The sequence below is a fragment of the Pseudomonas sp. BN606 genome (genome assembly GCF_029873115.1).
Classification (GTDB): Bacteria; Pseudomonadota; Gammaproteobacteria; order Pseudomonadales; family Pseudomonadaceae; genus Metapseudomonas.
Map to the genome: position 1 here is coordinate 78,663 of NZ_SSOF01000063.1, position 25,521 is coordinate 104,183.

Sequence of the window (25,521 nt, forward strand, 5' to 3'; positions counted from 1 at the left end):
GATGGAAATTGACTTCGGCGCCTTCCATTTCCTGCGACCCTTCTGGTTGTTGCTGATCCTTCCTGGCGTGCTGCTGCCGCTCCTCTGGATACGTCGCCATGACCTCAAGCACCAGCTCGAGGGTGTCATCGCGCCGCACCTGATGGAGCGACTGCTCATCACCCCCGAGGACCGCCAGCGCCTGCGCCCGGTGTATCTGCTCGGCGCCTTGCTGGTCCTTGGTGGGCTGGCCGCGGCCGGCCCTACCTGGGAACAGGACAAACCGGCCTTCCTCGATAACCGGGCGCCGCTGATCCTCGCTGTCGACCTTTCGCCGTCCATGGATGCCGACGACGTGCCGCCTACGCGGCTTGCCGCCACCAAGCATAAGCTGCATGACCTGATCCAGCGCCGCGCAGGGGCCCGCACTGCGCTGATCGCCTATGCCGGTGGGGCCCACCTGGTGCTTCCCGCCACCGAAGACCCGCTGCTGTTGGACACCTTCGTCCAGGCCATGGCCACCGATCTGATTGCGCAACCCGGCAAGGACGTGCTCGGTGTGATCGACGAAGCACGCAAGTTGCTGGATGCGGAGAAGGCACCCGGTACCCTGGTGCTGATTACCGATGGCGCCGACGCCAGCCAGTTCGAGTCGATCGGCAAGCGCCTGGCGGGTGGCGACCTGCAGATGCTCGTCCTTGCTGTGGGAAGTCGGGACGGCGGTCTGGTTCGCGATGCTCGTGGCCAGCCGCGCATCGCGGCGGATGGCCGGCCGGTAGCGGCGAGCTTCGACGAGGCTGGACTGAAGCGCCTCGCCGATGCCGCCGATGCCCCGCTGGGCAGCCTGACCCTCAACGACGATGACCTCGATTGGATCGAACTGCACGCCCAGCAGCACTTCCAGGCAGTGCAGGGCGATGGCCGGCAAGTGCACTGGAAAGACGCCGGCTACTGGCTGTGCTGGCCCCTGGCGCTTATTGCCTTGTGCTGCGTGCGGCGCGGTTGGCAGGTTCGCTGGCTGGGTGGGCTGATGCTTGCCGTGTCGCTACTTGGCACATCGGCGCCCACACGGGCCGGCGCCCTGGCGGATGCTTTCTTCACCCCTGACCAGCAGGGGCGCTGGGCCTTCGAACATCAGCATTACCCGGAGGCCGCCGCGCACTTTTCCGACCCTTACTGGAAAGGGCTGGCCGCTTACCAGGCCGCGGATTTCGACCTGGCGCTGGCCAGCTTTGCGCGGCTGGACAGCGCGGTTGCGTACTTCTACCTCGGCAACACCTACGTCCGGCTATTCAAATTCCCTGAAGCCATCGCCGCCTATAAGCAGGCCTTGCAGAAGCAGCCCGATTTTCCCGAGGCCACTGCCAACCTGGCCCTGGCCGAGGCGTTGCTGAAGGATTACGAGGACCAGCAGGAGGAGGGCACTCCCAACGAGAAGCCCGACAAGGTGGTGGAAGACCAGACGCCCTCGCAGGGCGGCAAGTCGGTGCAACAGGACAAGGCCCAGGCCGCTTCCGACCAGGTCTGGCTGAACAACCTGACTACCTCGCCGGCGATGTTCCTCAAGCGCAAGTTCTCGTTGCAGGAAGCCGCCCGCCAGAAAGCTCAGGAGGCAACCCGATGAAGCGCCTGGCATGCCTGCTGCTGCTCTGCCTGTCGTGGCTGGTACAGGCGACTGAGCCCGAGGTACGGGTACAGCAGCGTTTGGTGCCAGCGGAAGGCGCGGTGGTGGGAGGCATCGTCAATCTGGAGGTGGATCTCCTGGTGGATACCTGGTTCACCGAAGCGCCCATCCTGCCGGGGCTGGACCTGCCCGGTGCGGTGGTTGACCCGCCCAGCGGCGAAGCGCAGCACCTGACCGAACAACTGGATGGCAAAACGTTCTTCGGCCTGCGCTTCACGTACCAGATCACCCCGCAGGCGGCCCAGCGTTTCGATATCCCCGCACTGGCATTCCAGGTCCAGCCGGGACAGGCCAGCGGCCCGGTGAAAATCAGTGGCCAGCCGCTGTCCTTCGTCGCCAGGGCCCTGGCCGGAGCGGGTGACGAGAGCCGGCTGGTGGCGCGCAGCGTGAAACTCACCCAGGAGATCCAGCGCTCCCACGATCCGTTGCGCCAGGGAGACAGCATCACGCGCCGCCTGCGCGTAGAGGCCGAGGGCGCCCAGGCCATGCTCATTCCGCCACCGCTGTTCGCCGAGGTGAAAGGGCTCAAACGCTATGTGCAGACCCCCAAGGTGCAACCCCTCAGCGATGGGCGTGGCGGCACCAGCGGTGGCACCCGCGAGGACTCGGCCACGTACGTGATTGGCGATATCGGCACGTACAGCCTGCCGGCCGTCGAACTGAAGTGGTGGGATGCTGCTACCGGCGAGGCGCAAAGTGTCTCGGTACCGGCGGTGCCGCTCGAGGCTGCCAAAGGTGCTTACCAGGCTCCGTTCTCCATCAACGAAGACCTGCGTGCCCTCGGGCGGAAGGCGCAGGTGAGGATATCCGGCCACTGGTTGCTATTGGCCGTGCTGCTGTCTTTGCTGGCCGGGCTCGCATACTTCGGTCGGCCCTGGGGGCATGCCACGCTGACTTGGCTGCGGCATTGGCGAGCGGCCCGCCAGCAGGCCTGGCTGGACTCGGCAGAGTATGCCCGGCGACTGGCACAGCAGCAGTTGAAAGCCCGTCCTGTTCAGTTGGGCGGTCTGTATCTTTGGGTTCGCCGCAGTAATGGCAGTAGGACACTGTCGGAATTTTCCCGTGCGTTGCCCGACCGGACTACAAATCATTTGCTAGCCTTCCTCAAAGTTCACTACGGGGCGGCACATGCTGAGAGTCAAGCAGCAACCGACGCGTCGCAGGCATTGCCGGATGTAGGGCGAGCGGTAGCCGCAATGAAGAAGACACCCCGTGCACGGCGCGGACTGAAACCGCTAAATCCCTGAGCCGGTCGTCTCAGGCAAACCGCTACTCAGCAAGGACGTCAAATGCGCCAGTCGCTCGCTTCGCGCAATCTGCGCTGGTTGTTCACGCTCCTCCTGATCCTGCCTCTGCTGGTGCAGGCGCAGGAACCGTTGCCTTCCTGGAAGGACGGCCCCTCGCGCCAGGCCATCGAGGCTTTCGTCAGCGCTGTGACCAAAGAGGGCGGCAAGGATTACGTTCCCCCCGCAGAACGTATCGCGGTGTTCGACAACGATGGCACCCTCTGGAGCGAGCAGCCGATGTACTTCGAAGTGCTGTTCGCCCTGGACGAAGTGAAGCGCCTTGCCCCGCAGCACCCGGAATGGAAGGAGCAGCAACCCTTCAAGGCGGTGCTGGAAGGTGACCAGAAAGCATTGGCCGAGAGCGGTACCGAAGGCTTGATGAAAATCATTGGCGCTACCCACTCGGGCATGAGCACCGAGCAATTCATCGAGCAGAGCCAGGGTTGGCTGGCGAAGGCGGTCCACCCCCGCAGCAAGAAGCCCTACACCGAAATGGTCTACCAGCCGATGCTGGAACTGCTGGCCTACCTGCGGGCCAACGGTTTCAGGACCTATATCGTTTCTGGCGGCGAAGTGGCGTTCATGCGTGCCTTTGCTGAAGAGGTCTACGGAATTCCCCCGGAACAGGTGATCGGCACCACTTTCGAATCCCAGTTCCAGGACAAGGACGGCCAGCTGTCGATCCAGCGCTTGCCGAAGCTGGCGCACAACGACGACGGGCCGGGCAAACCGGTCAGCATCGACACAATCATCGGCCGGCGGCCGATCTTCGCTTTCGGCAACTCCGACGGCGACCTGCAGATGCTCCAGTGGACCATGGCCGGCAATGGCAAGCGCTTCGCCGGTCTGGTCCACCACACCGACGCCACGCGCGAATGGGCCTATGACCGCGAAAGCAAGATCGGCCGGTTGGACAAGGCGCTGGACGCGGCGAAAGCCGGCAACTGGACAGTGGTGGACATGGCAGGGGAGTGGAGCCGTGTCTATCCCTTCGAGAACAACTGACCACCCCTAACGAGGAACCGCAGGAACACAGGGACTCCAGCCAGGCAGTCGGCATCTCTCGTGTACGTAGTCGTGGAGACGACAGCAACGTGAGACGGAGAAAGGCCATATGAAGCGCAGTGGAAGATGGATAACGACATTTGCCCTGGCCGCTACAGCGGCGTTGGGAATCTGTACAGCAAACGCTGCTGAGACGCCCAACATCCTGGTGATCTTTGGCGATGACATCGGCCAGACCAACATCAGTGCCTATAGCAAGGGTGTTGTGGGCTACCAGACGCCGAACATCGACCGCATTGCCAAGGAAGGCATGATGTTCACCGACTACTACGCGGAGAACAGTTGCACGGCGGGTCGTTCGACCTTCATTACCGGGCAGGCGATCTTGCGTACAGGCTTGTCCAAGGTCGGCATGCCCGGCGTACCGGTGGGACTGCAAGCGCGGGATGTCACCATCGCCCAGGCGCTCAAGTCCCATGGCTACGCTACTGGTCAGTTCGGCAAGAACCACCTGGGCGACCGGGACGAGTACCTGCCCACTGCCCACGGATTCGATGAATTCTTCGGCAACCTCTATCACCTCAACGCCGAAGAGGAGCCAGAGCGCCCCTACTGGCCGAAGGACGACGCGGCCTTCGTCAAGGCTGCCTCGCCGCGTGGGGTGATCCACTCCTTTGCCGATGGCAAGATCGAGGATACCGGCGCGCTGAACAGCAAGCGCATGGAAACCATCGACGACGAAACCACCCAGGCCGCCATCAACTTCATCGACAAGCAGGTCAAGGCCAACAAGCCCTTTTTTGTCTGGATGAACACCACCCGCATGCACGCCTTCACCCACATTCGCGATTCGATGAAGGGGCAGAGCGGGATGGTGGGCAATGACTACGCCGACGGCATGCTCGAGCACGATGGCGATGTCGGCAAGCTGCTCAAGACCCTCGATGACCTGAAGATCACTGACAACACCATCGTGGTCTACACCACCGACAACGGCCCGAACCAGTGGTCCTGGCCGGATGCGGCAACCACGCCATTCCGGAACGAGAAGAACTCGAACTGGGAGGGCGCTTACCGTGTACCGGCGATCATCCGTTGGCCGGGCAAGGTCAAACCCGACACCGTCTCCACCCAGATGTTCTCCGGTCTCGACTGGTTCCCGACCTTGCTTGCCGCAGTGGGTGACACGGACATCAAGGACCGCCTGCTGAAAGGGACGGATCTCGGTGGCAAGACCTTCAAGGTGCACCTGGACGGGTATAACCAGCTGGACCTGCTGACCGGCAAAACCGACAAGAGTGCCCGCAGTGAGTTCTATTACTTCAATGACGAGGCAGAGTTGGTGGGCATGCGCTTTGCCGATTGGAAGATCGTCTGGTGCGAACAGCGTGCACCGGGCGGTCTGCAGGTGTGGAGCGAGCCCTTTACCTGCCTGCGGGTTCCCAAACTGTTCAACTTGCGGATGGACCCCTACGAGCGGGCCGATGTCGTGTCCGACCAGTACTACGACTGGCTGACCAAGAACGATTACCTGCTCTTCCAGGGGACGCAGAAGGCAGCGAAGTTCTTGCAGACCTTCGTCGAGTACCCGCCGAGTCAGCGTCCGGCCAGCTTCAGCATCGACCAGATCCGCGCCGACGTGGACAAGAAAATCGAAGAGAAGATGAAACAGCAGTAGCAAGGCCCGGTGCCCGCCCGCTGGCGGGCACCTTCCTTTCAACTACCTTTTGCGGGTTGCCCAATCCGATAAGGCCAGTCGATGTCCTCAGCCGCGAGTTCGTCCCGTGCGCGTTCCCGAGCCACGGCGCGTGAAGATGCCCGCAAACGGCTCCCCTTGCAGATACTGATTCCCGCAGCGCTGCTATTCATTTCCGGTGGCGCGGCACTGGTCTACCAGGTGCTTTGGGTCAAGCAGCTTTCCCTGGTGGTGGGGGTGGAGGTCTACGCCGTCACCACCGGTATCAGTGCGTTCTTCGCCGGACTCGCCCTCGGAGGGCTGGTATTCGGTCGCTGGGCCGATCGCCTGCGCCGTCCCGTGCGGCTCTACGCGTTGCTGGAACTCGCCGTGGCCGTGCTTGGGGTCGGCGCCACGCTGGCCCTGGCCAACTCGGCCGGGCTGTTCGCGCGATTGGAAGACCGGATCGGCCTGCTGGCCTGGTTGTTACCCTTCCTGCTGGTCGGGCTGCCAGCCTTTCTCATGGGCGGCACGCTTCCGGTGCTGGTCCGCTCCCTGACGCCTGCGGACGGTCAAATGGGCGAAGCCGGTGGGCGGCTTTACGCGGCCAACACAGCTGGCGCGATTGCCGGAACCTTGCTGGCAGCCTTCGTCCTGTTGCCGCAACTGGGAGTTACCGGCAGCGCGTTCGCGGCAGCTTGCCTCAACCTGGCGGCGGCTGCCGGTGCCTGGCTTTTCCGGCGCGGTGACGATCTCCCGGCGCAGCCGCCCGTATCCGCGCGGATGCCGCGCTCAACAGCGGCGCGCCTCGCTATCGCTCTGTATTGTGTGGCCGGTGGCGTGGCGCTCGGCTACGAAGTGGTCTGGAGCCAGTCCATCGTTCAGTTCATGAGCACACGCACCTTCGCCTTCGCAATGGTGCTCGCTACCTACCTAACCGGTCTCGTGTTGGGTAGCGCCCTGTATGCCCGACGCGCCGACCGGATTCGCGATCCGTGGGGGCTGTTTGGCCTGCTGATCGCCGCTGCCGGCTTGATCGCCTTGCTGCAGGTCGCCGGTTTAGGTCGCTGGTTGGTAATTGCCCAGACCCAGATGGAAATGCTCGTGCTTCAGGTCACCGGCAATGAACTGGCCGGCATGTGCGCGCGCTTTGCCACGGCGGCGTTGAGCATGGTCTTCCTGCCCACCACCTTGCTGGGTGCCGCTTTCCCCTTGGCCCTGCGGCTGGCAGTGGACAGCGGGCACGTCGGTCGCGACGTGGGTGTGGTAGTCGCTCTCAATACACTGGGCGGCATCATCGGCGTCATGCTCACTGGCTTCCTGCTGGTACCCGGCGTGGGCCTGGTGCGTACCTTGGCAGTGCTCGCCGTGCTGGCCGCGCTGGTGGGTTGCATTGCCGCCTGGCGCGGGGCAGAAGTCGGTCCAAGCATGCGTGGGACGATCCTGGCCTTGGCCGTCACGACACTGGCTATCGCCGTGTTAACGCCGCCTCAGCGGCTGGCGGAGCTACTGCCCGGTGCACGCAACGGGCAGATCACGTTCTACGAGGAGGGCAGGGGTGGCACCGTCGCCGTCGTCACCCAGGGACGCCAGGGGCGCGAGTTCAGCCGCCTCTACATCCAGGGTGTGTCCAATACCGGCGACGCCATGCCGTCCTTGCGCTACATGCGTCTGCAAGCGCTGCTTCCACTGCTGATCCATCGTCAGAAACCGCAGTCGGCGTTGGTCATCGGTTTCGGCACTGGCATCACCGCAGGCGCCATGCTGCGTTACCCCGGCCTGCAACGACCGGTAGTAGCGGAGCTACTGCCCGAGGTGCTGGCGGCCGCGCCACTGTTCAAAGGCAATTTCGACGCCGTGAACGACCCACGTCTGGATATCCGCCTGCGCGATGGCCGCCGCGAACTGCTGCGCAGTGCCGAGCGCTACGACCTGGTCACCCTGGAACCGCCGCCACCCTCGGCAGCCGGGGTGGTCAACCTCTATTCGCGCGACTTCTACCAACTGGCGGCTTCGCGACTCCAGGTCGGCGGCCTTGTCGCACAATGGCTGCCGCTGCCGACCCAGAACGACGAGGACAGCCGCTCCCTGGTACGCAGCTTCCTCGATGTCTTCCCCCATGCGTCGCTGTGGACCACCGAGTTCCACGAGATGCTGCTGATCGGCTCGCTGGAGCCTCAGGAGCTGGATGTTGCGCGAATCCGCCAACGCTTCGAGCAACCCGAAGTCGCCGCGGCACTGGGAGCGGTTGGCGTGGATTCGGCAGCGGCCCTGTTGGCCACCTGGGTAACTGACCGTGACGGTCTGGAACGTTATGCCGGTGATGCGCTTGCGGTCACCGATGATCGTCCACGAATCGAATACGCATCCTGGGTACGCAACAAGGAGATCACGCGTGTACTGCCGGAGCTGCTGGCCCTGCGCACAACGCCGCCACTGGTGAATGCCGACGCCGGTTTCCGGGGCGCGGTGGACGACCAGTGGCGCTCCCTGGCCCGCTTCTACGCCCTGACGCTGCACGCCTACAACGGCAACCGCCAGGCATGGGCCCGTGAAACCCGCGAGCTGGCCCGCAGCGATGGCAACAACCCCTATTACCGCTGGTTCATCGGTAACGGGCTGTAGGTTCGCGACGGTTTCAAGGGATACCGCCTTTCCCATCCACTAACCTGCGTTGCCCAGGCGCTGCAATGTTGGGTCTCGTTCCTCGGACCAACCTACGGCAGGACCGTGTCCTGCTTGGCGAATGAATTCGCCCCTGCAGGAAAAGCGCTGAGGTCGAACGTTGGCTGCGACTGCACCCTCTCCCTCCGGGAGAGGGTTGGGGTGAGGGGAGCCCGACAGCCGTATCCACCTCGCTTTCCTCTCCGCTGACTTGTAAGGGGTCTGCCAGCCTCCAGTGGGCATTCAGCACCGGGCCGAAGTACACAGGGCAAGCTTCACCCGCAGCCTTGTCGCAGACGGTGATGACGATATCGGGCGGGTTGTCCTCGAAGGCGTCGTTGCCCTTGCTGCGCAAACCATCGATGGCGATTCCGGCCTGTTGCAGCGTGGTGAGACTGCGGGGCAAGACCGCGCCTCTGGGAAAGCTTCCGGCGCTCACGGCTTCGAATCCTTCTGGAGCCAGGTGGTTGAGCATGGCTTCGGAAAGAATGCTGCGGCCGCTGTTGGCTGTGCACATGAACAGGACGCGCATCTTTACCTCTGCCGCCTCCGGACGGACGTCAAAGGCTAAGGCGCAGTGCCAGCGCCGAAAGCGTGATCAAGAGCACCGGCAGGGTCAGCAGAATGCCGACCCTGAAGTAGTAACCCCAGGTGATGCGGATGCCCTTGCGTTCCAGCACATGCAGCCAGAGCAGCGTGGCGAGGCTGCCGATCGGGGTGATCTTGGGACCGAGGTCGCAGCCGATGACATTGGCGTAAACCATGGCATCCCGAACAACGTCCGAGGCGTCGGTCGCCTGAATCGACAAGGCGCCGACCAGCACGGTAGGCATGTTGTTCATCACCGACGACAGTAGTGCCGTCAGCAAGCCGGTACCCAGAGCCGCGCCCCAAACGCCATACCCGGCGAGGGCGTCGAGCGCGGCTGTCAGGTAGTTCGTCAGGCCTGCGTTCTTCAGGCCATAGACCACCAGGTACATGCCCAGGGAGAAGATCACGACCTGCCACGGGGCTTCACGTAGTACGCGTCGGGTGGCGATCACATGGCCGCGCGCGGCCACGGCGAACAACACGGTCGCGCACGCGGCCGCCACGATACTGATCGGAATGCCCAGGGGCTCCAGCGCGAACAGACCGAGCAGCAAGGCCGCCAGAACGCACCAGCCTACCCGGAACGTCGCACGATCACGGATGGCCAGTTGCGGGTCTTTAAGTTGCGCCAGGTCATAGGTAGACGGAATGTCGCGACGGAAGAACAGCAACAGCGCACACATTGTGGCGGCGACGCTGACCAGGTTGACCGGAACCATCACCGCGGCGTACTCGCTGAATCCCAGATCGAAGTAGTCGGCAGACACAATGTTCACCAGGTTCGACACCACCAGCGGCAGGCTGGCGGTGTCGGCAATGAAGCCCGCTGCCATGACGAATGCCAGGGTAGAGGCCGCTGAAAAGCGCAGCGCCATCAGCATTGAAATCACGATTGGCGTGAGGATGAGCGCCGCACCGTCGTTGGCGAACAGCGCCGAGACGGCTGCCCCCAGCAGCACGGTGAAGGCGAACAGACGCCGACCACTGCCTTTTGCCCAGCGCGCAACATGCAGGGCCGACCATTGGAAGAAACCGGCCTCATCCAGCAGCAGGCTGATGATGATGACGGCAATGAAGGTTGCAGTGGCATTCCAGACGATGTCCCACACGGTCGGTATATCGCCGACGGATACCACTCCGGTGACCAGGGCGAGAAGCGCGCCGAATGATGCGCTCCAACCGACGCCCAGCCCCTTGGGCTGCCAGATCACCAGTGTGATGGTGATGGCAAAGATGACAAACGCAGAAATCACGGAAACTCCTCGGAAACCCTATGTCAGCAGCAGGCTGCGCTGCGAACTGGGCGGTCGCCCATTTGCTGAAGGCGGAAACTGTCCTGCCGAAGCCATACAGCGTTGGCTTCCAGCGTGGTTTGCAGCACGGCATGTGCCCATTCCGGGAGGTCTGGATTGAGCTTGTAGTACACCCGTTGCCCTTGGCGGCGATCCTGCAGCAGGCCACATCCGCGCAGTTGGGCGAGGTGACGGGAAATCTTCGGTTGGCCATCGCCCAATGCGCAGACCAACTCGCACACGCACAGCTCCCCCTCCTGAGCAATCAGGAGCGCCGCGCGGGCACGGGTTTCATCGGATAGGCATTTGAAGAGATCGGATGGGGTCAGGGCGCTGAACATCGTTGGGGTCTGAATATACGAAAATTCGAATATACGGAGCGCCATATATAAAGATCAAGCCCTTGCCCGGGTTGGAGGCGCCGTCTCACAGCGATGCGTTCACGCTGAGAACCGGCCCCTCGTATGTCCGGGGCGTTACTCCGCCCCGGTGATGCTCAGGATGGAGGCATTCACGCCTTCACCTTGAACGCGAAGGTGACGTTCTCGCCCGCTTCAACACGTTTGAGTTGCTCCTGGCTGGCAGCGAAAATGCCATCGTCATCGGCGGCCATTTCAGGGTTGGCACAGCTCCATGGGAAATCGTGATTGTGCCCTTGGCTACATCGACTGCCTTGACCGTGCCATTGGCCTCGGCAGTTTGTGCCTGCGCCCGGGAGGGCTCGGTTGGCATGCTGTCCATGTTCATACCGGGCATATCGTCTGCGAGAGCGGGTAGGGCCGAAGCAAGGACGAGCGCCGCTGCAGCGCCGAGTGCAGTTCTCATGAAGCTTCTCCAAGGGTGGTTTGCGAAGTGAGGTGGGGTTGTGGGCGACGGCGCATCAGCCAATACGCTGCCGGAATGACGAACAGGGATAGCAGCGGGGCGGTGATCATGCCGCCGACCATGGGCACAGCGATGCGGCTCATCACTTCGCTGCCGGTTCCGCCGCTCCAGAGGATTGGCAGCAGGCCGGCGATGATGACGGCGACGGTCATCGCCTTGGGGCGCACGCGTTGTACTGCGCCTTCCCGAATGGCTCCGCGCAGCGCTTCATTCGTGGAATGTCCGGCCGCCTGTTTGTCAATCCAGGCGTTCTTCAGGTAGAGCACCATGATTACGCCGAACTCGGCAGCCACGCCGGCCAGGGCGATGAAGCCCACTCCCGTGGCAACCGACAGGTTGAAGCCCATCAGGTAGAGGAACCAGACGCCTCCGGTCAACGCGAGCGGGAGCGTGGCCATGATCAGCAGGGCCTCATCGACGCGACCGAAGGTGAGGTAAAGCAGAACGAATATGATCGCCAACGTGGCCGGTACCACGAGCTTCAGACGGGCATTGGCCCGTTCCAGGAATTCGAACTGTCCGGAGTAGCTGAGGCTCATGCCGGGCATCAGTCTCACCGAGCCTTCGACCGCCTGGCGCAGGTCGGCCACGACCGAGGCCAGGTCTCGCCCGCGAACGTCGATGTACACCCAGCCCGAGGGACGAGCGTTTTCGCTCTTGAGCATGGGCGGCCCATCGGTGATCCGGATCCGCGCTACTGTCCCGAGCGTGATCTGACCACCCTGTGAGGTGTAGATGGGCAGTTGCTCCAGTGCACCGACCGTGTCCCGCCACTCACGCGGGTAGCGCAGGTTGATGGGATAGCGCGCCAGTCCTTCCACAGTCTCGCCGATGTTCTCGCCACCAATGGCGCCGGCGACGATCGCTTGCACGTCGGCGATGTTCATCCCGTAGCGAGCGGCAGCCTGTCGATCGATATCCACGTCTATGTAGCGACCGCCTGTAAGGCGTTCGGCGAGGGCCGAAGTTACGCCCGGCACCGTTCTGGCTGCACGCTCGACGGCTTGGGTCACCTGGTCGATCTCGGCGAGATTGGTCCCGGCGACCTTAACCCCGATAGGGCTCTTGATACCCGTCGCCAGCATGTCGATTCGATTGCGAATCGGTGGAATCCAGATATTGGTCAGGCCCGGTACCTTGACCACGCGATCAAGCTCTTCCACCAGTTTTTCGCTGGTCATTCCCGCACGCCACTGATCCTTGGGCTTGAAGCGCACCGTGGTCTCGAACATCTCCAACGGCGCAGGGTCGGTGGCCGACTCGGCGCGTCCAGCCTTGCCAGACACACCCTCTACCTCCGGGACGGTCTTGATCAGTCGATCAGTCTGCTGCAACAGCTCCGAGGCTTTCTGCACGGAAAGGCCGGGCAACGCCGAAGGCATGTAGAGCAGGTCACCTTCGTCCAGGGGCGGCAGGAACTCCCCGCCAAGTCGGGAAACTGGCCAAAGCGTCGTCAGGAATGTCAGCAAAGCGATCGCAAGGGTCGTTCTGGGATGCCGCAACACGGCATCCAGGACCGGCTGGTACAGCCGAATCAGCCCACGATTGAGCGGATTGCGCTGCTCGGCTGGTAGCCGCCCACGTATCCAGTAACCCATCAGCACCGGGATCAGCGTCACCGACAAACCGGCAGCGGCCGCCATCGCGTAGGTCTTGGTAAAGGCCAGTGGGCCGAAGAGGCGACCCTCCTGCGCCTCCAGGCTGAACACCGGAATGAACGACAGGGTGATGATCATCAGGCTGAAGAACAACGCCGGGCCAACCTCGACCGCTGCATCGGTCATAACTCGCCAGTGCTGGTCTGCGCGCAAGGTTTCGTGGGGATGGTTGGCGTTCCAGGCTTCTATGCGCTTGTGGGCGTTCTCGATCATCACGACGGCGGCGTCGACCATGGCGCCTATCGCAATGGCGATTCCGCCCAGCGACATGATGTTGGCGTTGATGCCCTGGTAACGCATGACCGCGAACGCGATCAGCACGCCTACCGGTAGCGCGACGATGGCAACCATGGACGAGCGCAGGTGCCAGAGGAACGCGGCGCAGACCAATGCGACCACGATGAACTCTTCGATCAGTTTCTGGCTGAGATTGCGTACCGCCCGTTCGATCAGCTGGCTGCGGTCGTAGGTGATGACCACTTCGACTCCGTCGGGAAGGCTCTTTTCCAACTCGTCGAGCTTGGCCTTCACGGCGGCGATGGTGTCACGCGCGTTCTTCCCGCTGCGCAGGATCACTACGCCGCCGACAGTTTCCCCCTCGCCATCGAGCTCGGCGATGCCCCGGCGCATCTCCGGCCCGAGCTGGATCGTCGCCACATCGCCGAGGGTGACGGGGGTACCCTCGGGCGTCAGCTTCAGGGGTACGGCACGGAAGTCGGCGAGGGTCTTCAGGTAGCCCGAAGCCCTGACCATGAACTCGGCTTCGCCCAGTTCCAGCACGGCGCCACCGGTTTCCTGGTTGGCCTTGCCGATGGCTTCCGTCACCTCGCGCTGGGTGATACCCAAACCGGCAAGGCGGATCGGGTCTACCTGGACCTGATACTGCCTCACCATGCCGCCCACCGAGGCGACTTCGGCCACATTGGGCAGGGTTTTCAGCTCGAACTTGAGAAACCAGTCCTGTAGCGCTCGAAGTTGTGCCAGATCGTGGTTTCCGCTGCGGTCGACCAGCGCGTACTGGAAAATCCAGCCAACCCCCGTGGCGTCCGGGCCCAGCGCCGGTTTGGCGGCCGCCGGCAAGCGCCCTTGCACCTGGTTCAGGTATTCGAGCACTCGCGAGCGCGCCCAGTACAGGTCGGTACCGTCCTCGAACAGCACGTATACGAAGCTGTCACCGAAGAAGGAGAAGCCCCTGACCGTTTTGGCTCCTGGTACCGATAGCATCGTTGTGGTCAGCGGGTAGGTGACCTGGTTCTCGACGATCTGCGGCGCCTGCCCTGGATAGGGCGTGCGGATGATGACCTGTACGTCGGAGAGGTCGGGCAAGGCGTCGATGGGGGTGCTGCGCAGCGACCAGACTCCCCAGACAACGGCAAACAGGGTGGCCAGCAGCACCAGGAATCGATTGGCGACCGACCAGCGAATCAGTTTCTCGATCATGGCGAGCCCTCCAGCTTCTCCAGTTGCTCGATCAGCAAGCCGGAATCGCTTTCGCGCACATGCAGCCTGATGCGATCACCCGTCTTCAGACCCTGTGCCAGTTCGGGTTTGGCCAGGGGAAAGGTCATGGTCATTCCTGGCATTGCCAAGGTCTTGAAGGGACCGTGGGAAACGGTCAGTTCCTGGGCGCCGACTTCGACGACGCTGCCCTCGGCCTCATGCAGGGTAGGGCGGTCCACGGGCATCGCTGGCTTGCCGAGCGACCTGGCCTCGATACCTCGCAGGCTGGCTTCGGAATCGATCAGGAACTGCCCGGACGCGACGACTCGCTGACCAGCTGCCAATCCGTCGAGCACCGCCACTTGATCCGCGCTCTCCTGACCCAGCCGGATTTCAACCGGCCGGAAGCGGCCGCTTTCTTCCGCGAGCATCACCAGCGCGCGTTTGCCCGTGCGGATGACCGCTTCGCTGGGTAGCAGCAACAGGTCGGCCTGGCTTGGCTGGTTCAGCCGAACCTGCGCAGTCATGCCTGGCCGCAAGCGGCCATCGGGATTGGCCAGTTCGATGCGCACGCGCAACGTGCGGCTTTGCGCATCGCTTTCGGGCAACACGGTGGAGAGTGCCCCGTGGATCACCTCCTCGGGGAGGGCCGGCAGTCGCGCTTCGACCGCCTGCCCGATCTGCAATACGCCAGCCTGGGACTCCGGGATGGCGGCCTCCAACCAGACGTGTTTCAGGCCGTTGATCCGGGCAAGGGTCTGTCCGGCTGCCAGGGTCATGCCAGGGCGCACATCGAGCTCGCGAATGACACCGCTGATGGGGCTGGTCAGCGTCATGACCGGCCTGGCTTTACCACCGCGCTCGACCTGCGCGATCAGTTCCGCGGGCATCCCGATCAGTCGCAGACGCTGGCGGGCCGCAGCTGAAAGGGCCTGGTCGCCGCTGTGGCGCAATGCCAGAAACTCTTCCTGGGCGGCCGCCCATTCCGGTATCAGCAGGTCGGCGAGGGGCGCGCCGGCTTCGATGAGGTCACCAGGCGCGCGGGCGTAGGTGCGTTCGACAAATCCGCCGGCCCGCGCCTGTACCAGTGCCACCTCTCGCGCATTGAAGGCGAGGACGCCGGATACTTGCAGGGTTCGCTCAAGTTTGCCCTTGGTGACCGTGGTCAACCGCACGCCGAGGTTCTGCTGGATGCCCGGTTCGATGCGTACGGACGAACTATCGCCTGCTTCGTCTGCATACTTGGGAACCAGCTGCATCTCCATGAAGGGCGACTTGCCGGGGCTGTCGAACTTCTGCTGCGGGAACATGGGGTCGTACCAGTAGAGCGGTTGGCGGTCGGCTTCGGGAGTGCCGCGATTGCCTTCGGTGACCGTGGATGCCTCCTGCATACGCCCTTGGACCGCATACCAGTAGCCACCTGCCGCGCCTGCGAGCAGGGCCAGGCTCATCATCGCCGGCAACTTCCAGGATGCACGACTCATGGCCGACCCTCCCCGTAGGTGAAGTGCAGGCGGGCAGCGGCCAATGCTTTCAAACCTTGCAGATCAAGCTCCTTGAGCCTGGCCTGGACAAGCTCACGGCGTGCCGCGATGACACTGGCCAACTCGGTGTTCCCGGCGCGGTAACCGGCCAGGGCGAGCGTTACCTTGTCGATGGCCAGGGGCACCAGCGTCGACTGACTGCGTGTCACTGCACGTTCCAGGCGCTGGTAATCCGCCAGATCCGCCTCCAGTTGTTGGGCGTGCTCACGCACCAGGGCTTCGCGCTCTGCCTCCAGCTGATCCATCCGGGCGCGTTGCGCGGCAATCTTTGGGTCTTGGCGAGTGCCGGGAAACAGTGGCAGGTCGAAGGTGAATTGCACCGTCATCATGTCGCCGAACTCGCGCCCACGGCGCTGGTAGTCCACCTCCCAGCTCCAGTCCGATTTTTTCTCCGCTTCGGCCTCCCGCACCTGGGCTTCGGCTTCTCGTGCCATCGGCTCGTAGGCCGCCAGTTCGGGGTGTCGATGGAGGGCGCGCAGATAGCTGGGGGCGTCGATGGGCCAGTGTGGAAAGTCGCCGGCAAGGGGTAGGGCGGCCTCGTGGCCAACCCAGCGCTTGAGTGCCGCACGCGCCTGGGCCGCCTGGAGTGTCAGGTCGTCCTGCTGCTCTGCCAACTGGGCTGCTTCCTGTCGGGGCTCAACTGCATCAAGCGGCTGGCCTCGACCTCCGGCCAGGCGGGCCCGAACGGTTTCCGCCAGCAGGCGATTCTCCCGGAAGAAGTCCTCGAATCGGGCGAGCTTTCGCTGCTCGGTGTAGGTCGCGATCCAGGCCAGGGCAGTTTCCCTGCGGACTTTCACGCGTTCGGCTTCCGCCTCGGCAGCAGCCCGATCCACCGAAGCTTGGGCCGTTTCGACTCGCGCCTTGCGCTTGTCGCGATTGGGCATTTCCTGCATCACGCCGACCATCTGCATGGTCATGAAATCGCGATCCAGGCTCCAACGGTCTTCACCCTCGACGGGGACGTTCTGCACGCCCAGAGCGAGCTTCGGATCAGGTAGCTCACCGGCAGGTATCGCGGCATTCTTCGCCGCATCCAGCTTGGCCGCCTGAGCGGACAAGGACGGTGCATTGCGCTCGGCCAACCGCAATGCGTCGTCCAGCGACAGCGAAGCCCCCCGGCTCGGCAGGGTGAAGAGCATCATTGCCAGGGCGGCCACAACAGGCAGCCCGAAGCAAGGATTCAAGGCAGTCATTTGACGACTCCTCTGAATATTCAGCGCGTAAGCGCATGCCCTCCCGCAGTCGCAAGCGACGCAGGTGGGAGTTCAGTCAGGGAGGGGAATCAGGCGCAGGGAGGTCGCCAGAGGTCGGCAGGGGTGCGGTCGGGAGCAGCTTCAGGGTAGGGGGCAGGGAGTGCGGGGCCGGCCAGGGAGACCGGTGGCTTGAGGATTGAAACCTGGAGCATGCTGCCGGTCTTGCATTCCTGCCCCGTCTTGCAGGCTTTCTTGCCATGCTCGGCCATCTTGCCGTGGTCTTGGCAGCAATCCATATCCATATCCATGTTCGTCATCTGGCTCATACCGGCCGCCTGCATGGGGCAGGGGTCGGTCGGCGCCTCGATGCCCGCCATCCCGTTCAACGGAAGCGCAAGGCTGATCAGAAAGATGAGAAGGAACCGGAGGTGGCGTTTCATCTAGCGGAGTTTAGTCGCCGGCCGAGCGGCCTGGCAATTTCGGGACTCCGGATTTCGCAGTTGCCAGTTAATTGCTCCATTTGAATCCACCCAACCCTCGCGGACAGGTCCGTTGCAATGGCCCTGCTCGGTTCCATCATGCGATTGCACTGTCGGGGCAATTCGGCCCGGGGGCGATTGCTGGCTACAGTGCCGTCGCACGACTTGAGTACTTGCTAGTTCCGTTGGCATTTGGCTTTGACGCACCGTTGCGGGTTTTGGTGAAGACCACACCTGTTCAGTGAGCCGCCGATTGGCCGACAATCGGTTCTTTCCTTCGCTACCGAAGCACCCAGATGGATCAGATACTTTCTCTTCTTTCCGAAACCGTTCCCAAAGCCCGAACCCTGGAACAGCTCACACGGCCCTTGCTGACCCTGCTCAGCCAGGTAACCGGAATGGAGTCGACCTACCTGACCACTATCGATACCGATGTGGGTGTCCAGCGTGTCGAGTTCGCACGCAACGTCGGTGACATGGTGATTCCTGAAGGGCTGGTCGTGCCCTGGACAGATACTCTCTGCAAGCGTGCGCTGGACGAGAACCGCTTGTACTCGGACAACGTCGCCGAATGCTGGGGGGATTCGGAGGCCGCCGCGGCCCTGGGCATCAGGACCTACGTGAGCGCTCCAATCAGGTCCCAGGACGGGCGAGTGCTGGGTACATTCTGTGCAGCCAGCTCGGATAAGGTGGCGCGCTCTCCGGACGTTGAGCCTTTGCTGATGTTGCTATCAGGGTTGCTGAGCTATTCCCTTGAACGTGAACAGTTGGTGGAGCGACTCCAGATCGCCAACGCCGAGTTGGCAAGGCTGGCCCTTACCGATTCCCTGACCGGCCTGTCCAACCGGCGTGCCATCCTGAGTGATGCTGCGCGCCTGTTCGCCCTGGCCCAGCGTGAGAGCAAATACGTGCTGGTTGGGGTCATCGATCTGGATGGGTTCAAGCTCATCAACGATACCTATGGCCACCTGGCAGGAGATCAGTTTCTGCGCGGCATAGCCGTCCAGTTGCAGAATGGCCTTCGCGCCAGCGACATCATCGGACGTACTGGAGGGGATGAATTCATTGTGATCGCCCTGGGTACGCCGTCCGAACATGTGGACTTGGCAATGGACATGCAACATGCTGCCGCGCTGCTGCAGGACCGCCTGACCAAAGCGACAGTCGGGCAATATGCGTTGGGCCATGGCCTCGACGACATCCGCTATGCGGGGGCGAGTGTTGGGGTTGTGGCAGTGATGCCGGACAGCATGACTGCAGAGGAAGCTATCAAGCTGGCAGACCGCGAAATGTACAAGGTGAAGCAACAGCGAAAGGATAAGCAGCCATAGGGCAAGACGTTTGCCACTTAGTGTGCTCGCCGCGGACTCAACTGGACAACGTCATGGGTTGATCGGTGCGATCCGATGGACGCCCTGATGTCTTGGATGGGCCAGTTCCAGTCCAACCTTGAACCATTCGAATGCCGCTGCGGGCAACCCTTTCGTACATCGATGCATTCTCCGCTCGTGCTCGTTGTGGAGGCCTTCTCGCAGACTGCCACTTCGGTCCTTGCGCGTGCCAGCCGATTCCCAATCCCGACCTAGGCTCATCCCGAGCACCTGCTGATTGTTCGAGCCCCCAGTTCCTCGCTTGGTTCGGCGCATTTCACAGCCTGTGCGCCGATGGGAGCTTCATCGCCGCATTGACTGGCGCGCGCCGTAGCGGGGGAGAACGAAGGGCAGGCAACCGAGGTCGATGCGTGTGAAACAACAGATCGGGAACTTTTCAGCACAGTTCGATCATCGGCCCTGCCAAGTTGCAAGGATCAGGTCAAACATTCCCTGTCCAGGCAGTATCGACCTACGCGGCACACCGGCCCTCGCATCAGGACTTCGAAGTTCTCATCCAGGACGATCTGGATCAGTCCCCCCGGCATTTGAACGTCCACCTGTGACTCTACCAGCCCCAATCGCCGACAGACCGCCGCCGCCGCGCAGCTGCTGGTGCCCGAGGAGAGGGTATAGCCAACGCCCCGCTCCCAGATGCGGACTTCAAGGTTGTGGCGGTCGATCACTTTCACGAACTGCACGTTGGTGCGATTGGGGAAGGGGGCGAGATGTTCGATGATCGGCCCCAGCGACCGTGCAGTTTGTTCATCGGGTTGATCAACGAAGATCACGCAATGCGGATTACCCATGGAGACCGGATGCAGCCGAAGCTCGCGTCCATCGATCCTCACGTCCATATCACCCGTGTCTGGAAACTGCGCTCGCCCCATGCGAATGGCGACGCTCCGGCCTCCGCTCAGGACCTCGCAGGACACCACGCCACCGGCAGTGTGCACCTGGAACTCGCCTGCTGATACGTAGCCATGATCCCAGAGATAGCGGCAGAAGATCCGCAGCCCGTTGCCGCTTTTCTCAGCCTCTGAGCCGTCGGTGTTGTAGATGATCACCTTGGGTATTTCGCCCTGTGCGAGGACAGGAACAAGAATTCCGTCGGCCCCAAGCCCTCTGTGTCGATCGCAAATCCTTGAGATTTCCTCCGGCGAAAGACCGAAAGGCGACTCGCCTGAATAAACCAGGTAATCGTTGCTGGCGGCGTGGTACTTGATGAAATCCATGATGACTGAGACTTCCATTCGCTAAGTGCAGCGAGGTTAGGCAAGGCAGCGGGTGCGAACAAGTTGCTCGGTCAGGAAGACCGCTTGGAATTGGCGAGGACTGACGCGCCAGAAACCTTCTTCGCAACACCGATATCAAGACTTCTCCGCTCAGTGTCCCGCCAGCAGTCCCCAAGCGCGATGACTTGCCTCGCGCAGCTTTGCCACTCCTTTGCATGAGGTTTCCTCCGCGTCTAGCCGACAGGCTCAAGCCAGCAGGGCAGGGGATTCGCAGGTTTGCGTGTAAGTGCTTGACCTTAAAGTTAAGTTAAACGTTAGGGTTCTGTTGGCGGGCTCCACAGGGCACGACCCAAGAGATGGATATTGGCCCTGGACTGGCTCGAGAAGCATGGCGGTCTAGTTCCGAGCTCCGGCCATAAAGACGGATTTCATCTGACACAAGACATCAGCATTCACGCACTTGGCGGAGGCATTAGCAAATGAAGAGAGGCAGTTTCGCGGTAATGACGGGAGTACTCATGAATGCCGTATCGGCTTTCGCATGGGCGGATAGCCCAGTCGAAACGAAGGAGGCGGAAAGCGTGATGATGACCATTGGCGGTCATGAAGTTCCCGTGGTCGCAGGTGGCCTGTACGACCGCTTCCGCTCCAATCCTCCGCTTTCCACCATAGAGTCCGAAGCCCCAGATGTTGACCTGAGTTGGTTCAGGGGACTCAAGAAAACGAAGGTCGACATGGGATTCGAATCCTACTCACCAAACTTCTATTACAAGAACAACAGGATTACCGCGGTCTTCACGGCGGACCTGGACACGCTGAGAGAGTTGATGCCCGCTGAAGTCCTGGCGAACGTCCAACCTCTTCAGGTCTGGCCGGGCAGGGGCCTGGTCGCCTTTACCGCTTACTCGTACGACTACTGCGATAACGACAGCTACAACGAGATTGCCCTGTCCATCGTTACTAGCAAGCCTGGAACGTCGAATCTGGGGCCTATTTCCCTGATGGGGCAGTCGATGTCGAAGGATTTCTGGGGGTACGTCCTGAAGCTTCCGGTCAATACCGAACTTGCGAGGGTAAGGGGCGTGGTCGGGTACAACCTGCCGAAGTGGTTGACCGGTATCAATCGCCGGGAAGATGGCAAGTCCGTGACCTTCGAGATCCTTGATAGCGAAACCGGAAAGGTCGACGTTGTCTTTGAAGGAGAAAAGCTGAGCGCGCCTTCGGATGAAGTCGAACTGGTGACCAGTGGCTTCACGAACACCGATAGAACTGGCGAGCTGACATACGGCTATGCTGTCTCGCGCCAACTGAGCCACGCCTCCAGCACGAATGAAGAGTCGGTCAGCCTCACGCTGAATGAAGGCAGCCTTTCTACGTTCATGAAATCCCTGAAGCTGGGGAAAATGATGAAGTATGAGTACGTGCCCCATTTCCAAAGCGCGCTCTATGCCCCCCAACCCCTGAAATCGATCCTGGACAAGGAGTAGGCGTTTTCGGGAAAGCTAAATGCACCCGTATGCAGCGTCTGAATTCTCCGGGTAGGTCGATGAGGCTACCCGGAGCAAGCCAGTTCGCTACTTCTCGTGCTGCACCTCGGCAGAAAGCACGACCTTAAAGTTCCCTTTAATCCTAGAGTGCAATAGCGGCCAACCGACTCAATTGAAAAGCCAGCCGCTTCCAGGTATCGCCCATCGAGAAAGGTGTAGTACCCACGTCATGAACGTTATCGATTGGCGAACATCTCCAATTGCAGACCTCCATATCACACAGGAGAAGCGAACATGGGATACGTCACAACGAAAGATGGAGTTGAAATCTTCTACAAAGACTGGGGGCCGCGGGACGCCCAGGTGATCTACTTCCATCACGGCTGGCCGCTCAGTTCGGACGACTGGGATGCGCAGATGCTTTTCTTCCTGGCTCAGGGTTTTCGCGTAGTCGCCCATGATCGCCGCGGCCATGGACGATCCAGCCAGGTCTGGGATGGTCACGACATGGATCATTACGCCGATGACACGGCTGCGGTGGTAAACCACCTCGGAGTCCAGGGAGCCGTCCATGCCGGCCACTCCACGGGCGGCGGCGAGGTCGTCCGCTACATCGCGCGGCATCGTGAAGACCCTGTTTCCAAGGCGGTCCTCATCAGCGCGGTACCGCCGTTGATGGTGAAGACCGCGAGCAATCCTGGCGGTCTCGCCAAGGATGTCTTCGACGATCTGCAAGCCCAGTTGGCCGCCAACCGTGCGCAGTTTTTCCAGGATATTCCGGCGGGACCTTTCTACGGTTATAACCGCCCTGGTGCGAAGCCTTCGGAGGGCATCATTCGGAACTGGTGGCGGCAGGGGATGATGGGCAGTGCCAAGGCTCACTACGACGGCATCGTCGCCTTCTCCCAGACCGATTTCAGCGAAGACCTCAAAAGCATCACGATTCCGGTCCTGGTGATGCATGGCGACGACGACCAGATCGTTCCCTATGAGAACGCTGGCGTGCTGTCGGCGAAGCTGCTCAAGAACAGCACGCTGAAGATCTACCCGGGGTTCTCGCACGGCATGCCTACCATCAACGCCGATACGATCAACGCCGACCTGCTTGCCTTCGTTCGAAGCTGAGTTTTGCGGGAGCCAGGGAGTTCGCTTCCTGGCTCCTCCCTCTACCTGTCGCTCAAGTGGCCAGCCTGCCCCTGACAAACAGAACCACCGAGGCGCGCAACTTGTTACCGCCTAACAGGCTCGTCCGCTGGAACTCCCCGTGGCTTAGTGGCAGATGCTGGCAATCGAGAGCCTGGCGCGGAGGTCTTTCGCTTTTTCAATTGAACGTTCACCCGCTGGTTGGCGGCAGAGCATTGCCCTGCCAGGCCGATAAGACCTGCATCATTGCTGCTTGCGTTTGCGGAACTCGGCCACCTTATGCCGGTTACCGCACAGCGCCATGCTGCACCAACGGCGGCGATGGGACTTGGTGCGGTCGTAGAACCAGAGCACGCAGTCCGGGTGCTCGCATTCGCGCACCAGATTGAAGTCGCCTTCCACCAGCAGCTTGGCGGCTGCTTCGGCCAGAGGCGCCAAATACTGTTCGGCGGTAGCGGTTGCCCACACGTTCTCCAGTCGCGGTTCTCCACTGGCCGGCCAGTCCAGCTGCTGGTAGCTGGGTGTCGCCAGGAAGCGATTGAGTACGTCCGGCGAACCCTGGCCGCCCGCCTTGCGCCGCTCCACAAGCCCACGCACCGTTTCGCGCAAGGTCAACGCCGCCTGCAGCAACTCGCCCTTGGCAAAGCGCACCTTGGGGACGGCCCAGCCGGTGCGGTCCAGCCAGGCCTGGACATCCTCATCGCTGCGCCAGAACTCCACGGGAGCACCGTCCATCGCGGCCAGGGTGTTGAGCATGTCCAGCACAGGGTGGTCGGCCAATACGAAGGGTTCGAGGGAAGGCGAGGAGGCGGCGCTGGTCATGATGGCGTTCCAGAAGACGAATGGCGAAATGGTAACCCTGTAAAGCATCAGTGAATAGTTACGAAAGGCGATGCTTGTAACCACTATTAATCCTATTGACAGGTTACGTGATGGGTTCATACTCAGCGCCACAAGTAACCATTAACAGTGTTTATACAAGTTACGGAGTGACCACCATGATTCCGCCCATCGTGCATATCCCGGTTCGCCACCAGTTCGTCGAAGCCGACGGTGTCCGTGTCTTCTACCGGGAAGCCGGTAATCCGGCCGCGCCCACTTTGCTACTGGTGCACGGCTTTCCCAGCTCGTCCCACCAGTTCCGCGACCTGATCCCGCTACTGGCCGACAGGTTCCATATCGTTGCGCCGGACCTGCCGGGGTTCGGTTTCACCGAGGTACCCCCCGAGCGCGAATACCGCTACAGCTTCGATGCCCTGGCTGTAACCCTCGGCGCCTTCGCCGAGAAGCTGGGCCTGCAACGCTACGCCCTCTATGTGTTCGACTACGGCGCACCCACCGGCCTGCGCCTGGCCCTGGCCCATCCGGATCGCGTCACCGGGCTGATTTCGCAAAATGGCAATGCCTACCTGGAAGGCCTGGGTGATGCCTGGGAACCGATCCGCGCCTACTGGGCCGAACCGCACAATCACGAACGCCGCAAGGTGGTGCACGATGCCGTGCTGCACCTGGAAGGCACCCGCTGGCAGTACCTGCATGGCGTGAAGGACCTGGAGCTGGTGGCCCCCGAGTCGTACTACCTGGATGCGCTACTCCTGGAACGCCCGGGCAACAAGGACATCCAGCTCGACCTGTTCCTCGACTACGCCAACAACCTGAAGCTCTACCCGGCGTTCCAGGCCTTCTTCCGCGATACCCGGCTGCCGACCCTGGTGATCTGGGGCAAGCACGATCCCTTCTTCATCCCGCCGGGCGCCGAAGCCTTCAAGCGCGACAATCCCGCTGCGGTGGTGGAATTGCTGGATACCGGGCACTTCGCCCTGGAAACCCATGTCGACCATATCGCCCAGCGCATTCGAGAAGTACTGGGGAATCTTCGGGCCTGACGTCCTCCTCTGACCTCCGTGCGTGCCTGGCTTCGTGCCCTTGGAACGCACCGCAGCCCGCTGCCGGGTAATCCGGCAGCCTTCCCGCGAGGTATTCACGATGGACCATCTACCCGAGCGCCGTCTCTCCCCTTGGCACGCCGGTGAAAAGGTGATGCACGAACGCGTCGGCGTCTCCGAACACATGGAAGCCTACGGTCAGCGGGTGATCCGCGATTACATGCCCGACCAGCACCGCGACTTCTTTCACCAACTGCCATTCATCATCGTCGGCGCGGTGGATACCCAGGGCCGACCCTGGGCGACGCTGCTCGAAGGGCCGGAAGGCTTTGTCAGTTCTCCCGATCCCCAGCGCCTTGTGCTGGTCACTGAACCCGACCCGCAAGACCCGGCTGCCAGCGGATTTGACGCCGGCAGCACCATCGGCCTGCTGGGCATCGAGCTGCACACGCGGCGGCGCAATCGCATGAACGGCATCCTCCAACGAGTCGAAGCGGGGCGCCTGGAAGTCGCCGTCGAGCAGTCCTTCGGCAACTGCCCGCAGTACATCCAGCAGCGTACCTACACACGCGAGGAGACACGTGGCGGGTGGCAGGGCGAGCGCCAGGACTTCACGGCGCTGAACGAGACCCTGACAGCGATGATCCGCAACGCCGACACCTTCTTCGTCGCCAGTTACGTCGAGCACGAGGATGGCCAACGCTCGGTGGATGTCTCCCATCGCGGCGGACGACCGGGCTTCATCATGGTCACGGGCAATCACCTGACCATTCCGGACTATGCCGGTAACCAGCACTTCAACACCCTGGGCAACTTCCAGCTCAACCCGGTTGCCGGACTGCTTTTCGTCGACTTCTTCAGCGGCAACGTGTTGCAACTGTCCGGAGCGATCGAGCTGGTGTTCGACAGTCCGATGATTGCCGCCTTCGAGGGTGCCCAACGCCTCTGGACCCTCGACGTACAGCAAGCCGTCCTTCGGCCGCGCGCGTTGTCGATCCGATGGGATTTCCAGGATCCTGTACCTG

Annotated in this window: 17 protein-coding genes and 3 pseudogenes; 10 read left to right on the forward strand and 10 right to left on the reverse strand. The window is 62.1% G+C overall.

Annotated features, from left to right (window positions below; all coding sequences use genetic code 11):
- The first annotated feature begins 1 nt into the window (after nt 1).
- The 5 genes from E8E75_RS11510 to E8E75_RS11530 all read left to right on the forward strand — a co-directional run bounded on the left by E8E75_RS11510 (nt 2) and on the right by E8E75_RS11530 (nt 8,254).
- Nucleotides 2-1,603 (forward strand): VWA domain-containing protein, encoded by a 1,602-nt coding sequence (locus E8E75_RS11510; RefSeq protein WP_280358808.1) that lies wholly within the window; start codon nt 2-4, stop codon nt 1,601-1,603.
- Nucleotides 1,600-2,910 carry a BatD family protein gene (locus E8E75_RS11515; RefSeq protein ID WP_120651034.1) on the forward strand — a complete coding sequence of 437 codons (1,311 nt, stop codon included), beginning with the start codon at nt 1,600-1,602 and terminating at the stop codon, nt 2,908-2,910. The genes E8E75_RS11510 and E8E75_RS11515 overlap by 4 nt, the downstream gene beginning before the upstream one ends.
- Before the next feature lie 42 nt (nt 2,911-2,952).
- A complete protein-coding gene (locus E8E75_RS11520; RefSeq protein ID WP_120651035.1) occupies nt 2,953-3,954 on the forward strand; it encodes an HAD family hydrolase in 1,002 nt (333 codons plus the stop codon).
- A gap of 109 nt (nt 3,955-4,063) precedes the next feature.
- Nucleotides 4,064-5,632: an arylsulfatase gene (locus tag E8E75_RS11525; protein WP_153920058.1), complete on the forward strand. Its 1,569-nt coding sequence runs from the start codon at nt 4,064-4,066 to the stop codon at nt 5,630-5,632.
- 81 nt (nt 5,633-5,713) lie between these two features.
- A complete protein-coding gene (locus E8E75_RS11530; RefSeq protein WP_280358811.1) occupies nt 5,714-8,254 on the forward strand; it encodes a fused MFS/spermidine synthase in 2,541 nt (846 codons plus the stop codon).
- A gap of 226 nt (nt 8,255-8,480) precedes the next feature.
- Here the strand turns inward: E8E75_RS11530 and E8E75_RS11535 are convergent.
- The 8 genes and pseudogenes from E8E75_RS11535 to E8E75_RS11570 all read right to left on the reverse strand — a co-directional run.
- Nucleotides 8,481-8,825, reverse strand: a pseudogene (locus tag E8E75_RS11535) (arsenate reductase ArsC); the annotation flags it as partial.
- Between the two features lie 28 nt (nt 8,826-8,853).
- Nucleotides 8,854-10,137 (reverse strand): arsenic transporter, encoded by a 1,284-nt coding sequence (locus E8E75_RS11540; protein WP_280358812.1) that lies wholly within the window; start codon nt 10,135-10,137, stop codon nt 8,854-8,856.
- Between the two features lie 23 nt (nt 10,138-10,160).
- On the reverse strand, nt 10,161-10,517 hold the full coding sequence (locus E8E75_RS11545) for a metalloregulator ArsR/SmtB family transcription factor (protein WP_280358814.1): 357 nt from the start codon (nt 10,515-10,517) through the stop codon (nt 10,161-10,163).
- A 283-nt stretch (nt 10,518-10,800) separates the two neighbouring features.
- Nucleotides 10,801-11,001: pseudogene (locus E8E75_RS29370) on the reverse strand (heat-shock protein HtpX); the annotation flags it as partial.
- Nucleotides 10,998-14,159, reverse strand: coding sequence for an efflux RND transporter permease subunit (locus tag E8E75_RS11555; RefSeq protein WP_280358817.1), 3,162 nt, complete (start codon nt 14,157-14,159; stop codon nt 10,998-11,000). The pseudogene E8E75_RS29370 and the gene E8E75_RS11555, both read right to left, overlap by 4 nt.
- Nucleotides 14,156-15,643 carry an efflux RND transporter periplasmic adaptor subunit gene (locus E8E75_RS11560; RefSeq protein ID WP_280358818.1) on the reverse strand — a complete coding sequence of 496 codons (1,488 nt, stop codon included), beginning with the start codon at nt 15,641-15,643 and terminating at the stop codon, nt 14,156-14,158. The genes E8E75_RS11555 and E8E75_RS11560 overlap by 4 nt, the downstream gene beginning before the upstream one ends.
- Nucleotides 15,640-16,896, reverse strand: a complete 1,257-nt coding sequence (locus tag E8E75_RS11565; RefSeq protein ID WP_280358819.1) for a TolC family protein — start codon at nt 16,894-16,896, stop codon at nt 15,640-15,642. The genes E8E75_RS11560 and E8E75_RS11565 overlap by 4 nt, the downstream gene beginning before the upstream one ends.
- A gap of 89 nt (nt 16,897-16,985) precedes the next feature.
- The gene (locus E8E75_RS11570; RefSeq protein ID WP_153920048.1) at nt 16,986-17,336 is read right to left on the reverse strand and encodes a hypothetical protein; all 351 of its coding nucleotides are present in this window, start codon (nt 17,334-17,336) and stop codon (nt 16,986-16,988) included.
- Nucleotides 17,337-17,671: 335 nt separating this feature from the next.
- On the opposite strand from E8E75_RS11570, the gene E8E75_RS11575 reads away from it, so the two are divergent.
- The gene (locus tag E8E75_RS11575; protein WP_280358822.1) at nt 17,672-18,706 is read left to right on the forward strand and encodes a sensor domain-containing diguanylate cyclase; all 1,035 of its coding nucleotides are present in this window, start codon (nt 17,672-17,674) and stop codon (nt 18,704-18,706) included.
- A gap of 476 nt (nt 18,707-19,182) precedes the next feature.
- On the opposite strand, the gene dapF is transcribed toward E8E75_RS11575, so the two are convergent.
- The gene (gene dapF / locus E8E75_RS11580; RefSeq protein ID WP_120651045.1) at nt 19,183-19,980 is read right to left on the reverse strand and encodes a diaminopimelate epimerase; all 798 of its coding nucleotides are present in this window, start codon (nt 19,978-19,980) and stop codon (nt 19,183-19,185) included.
- A gap of 479 nt (nt 19,981-20,459) precedes the next feature.
- Between dapF and E8E75_RS11585 the strand changes: the two genes are divergently transcribed.
- Both E8E75_RS11585 and E8E75_RS11590 read left to right on the forward strand, forming a co-directional pair.
- Complete coding sequence (locus tag E8E75_RS11585) at nt 20,460-21,467, forward strand: acetoacetate decarboxylase (ADC) (protein WP_280358824.1); 1,008 nt, start codon at nt 20,460-20,462, stop codon at nt 21,465-21,467.
- A gap of 294 nt (nt 21,468-21,761) precedes the next feature.
- A complete protein-coding gene (locus tag E8E75_RS11590; protein WP_120651046.1) occupies nt 21,762-22,592 on the forward strand; it encodes an alpha/beta hydrolase in 831 nt (276 codons plus the stop codon).
- Nucleotides 22,593-22,853: 261 nt separating this feature from the next.
- Here the strand turns inward: E8E75_RS11590 and E8E75_RS11595 are convergent, their stop codons facing one another.
- A complete protein-coding gene (locus E8E75_RS11595; RefSeq protein ID WP_153920040.1) occupies nt 22,854-23,432 on the reverse strand; it encodes an ABATE domain-containing protein in 579 nt (192 codons plus the stop codon).
- A gap of 176 nt (nt 23,433-23,608) precedes the next feature.
- Between E8E75_RS11595 and E8E75_RS11600 the strand changes: the two genes are divergently transcribed.
- Complete coding sequence (locus tag E8E75_RS11600) at nt 23,609-24,496, forward strand: alpha/beta hydrolase (protein WP_280358829.1); 888 nt, start codon at nt 23,609-23,611, stop codon at nt 24,494-24,496.
- 100 nt (nt 24,497-24,596) lie between these two features.
- Nucleotides 24,597-25,511: pseudogene (locus E8E75_RS11605) on the forward strand (pyridoxamine 5'-phosphate oxidase family protein); the annotation flags it as partial.
- Nucleotides 25,512-25,521: the final 10 nt, after the last annotated feature.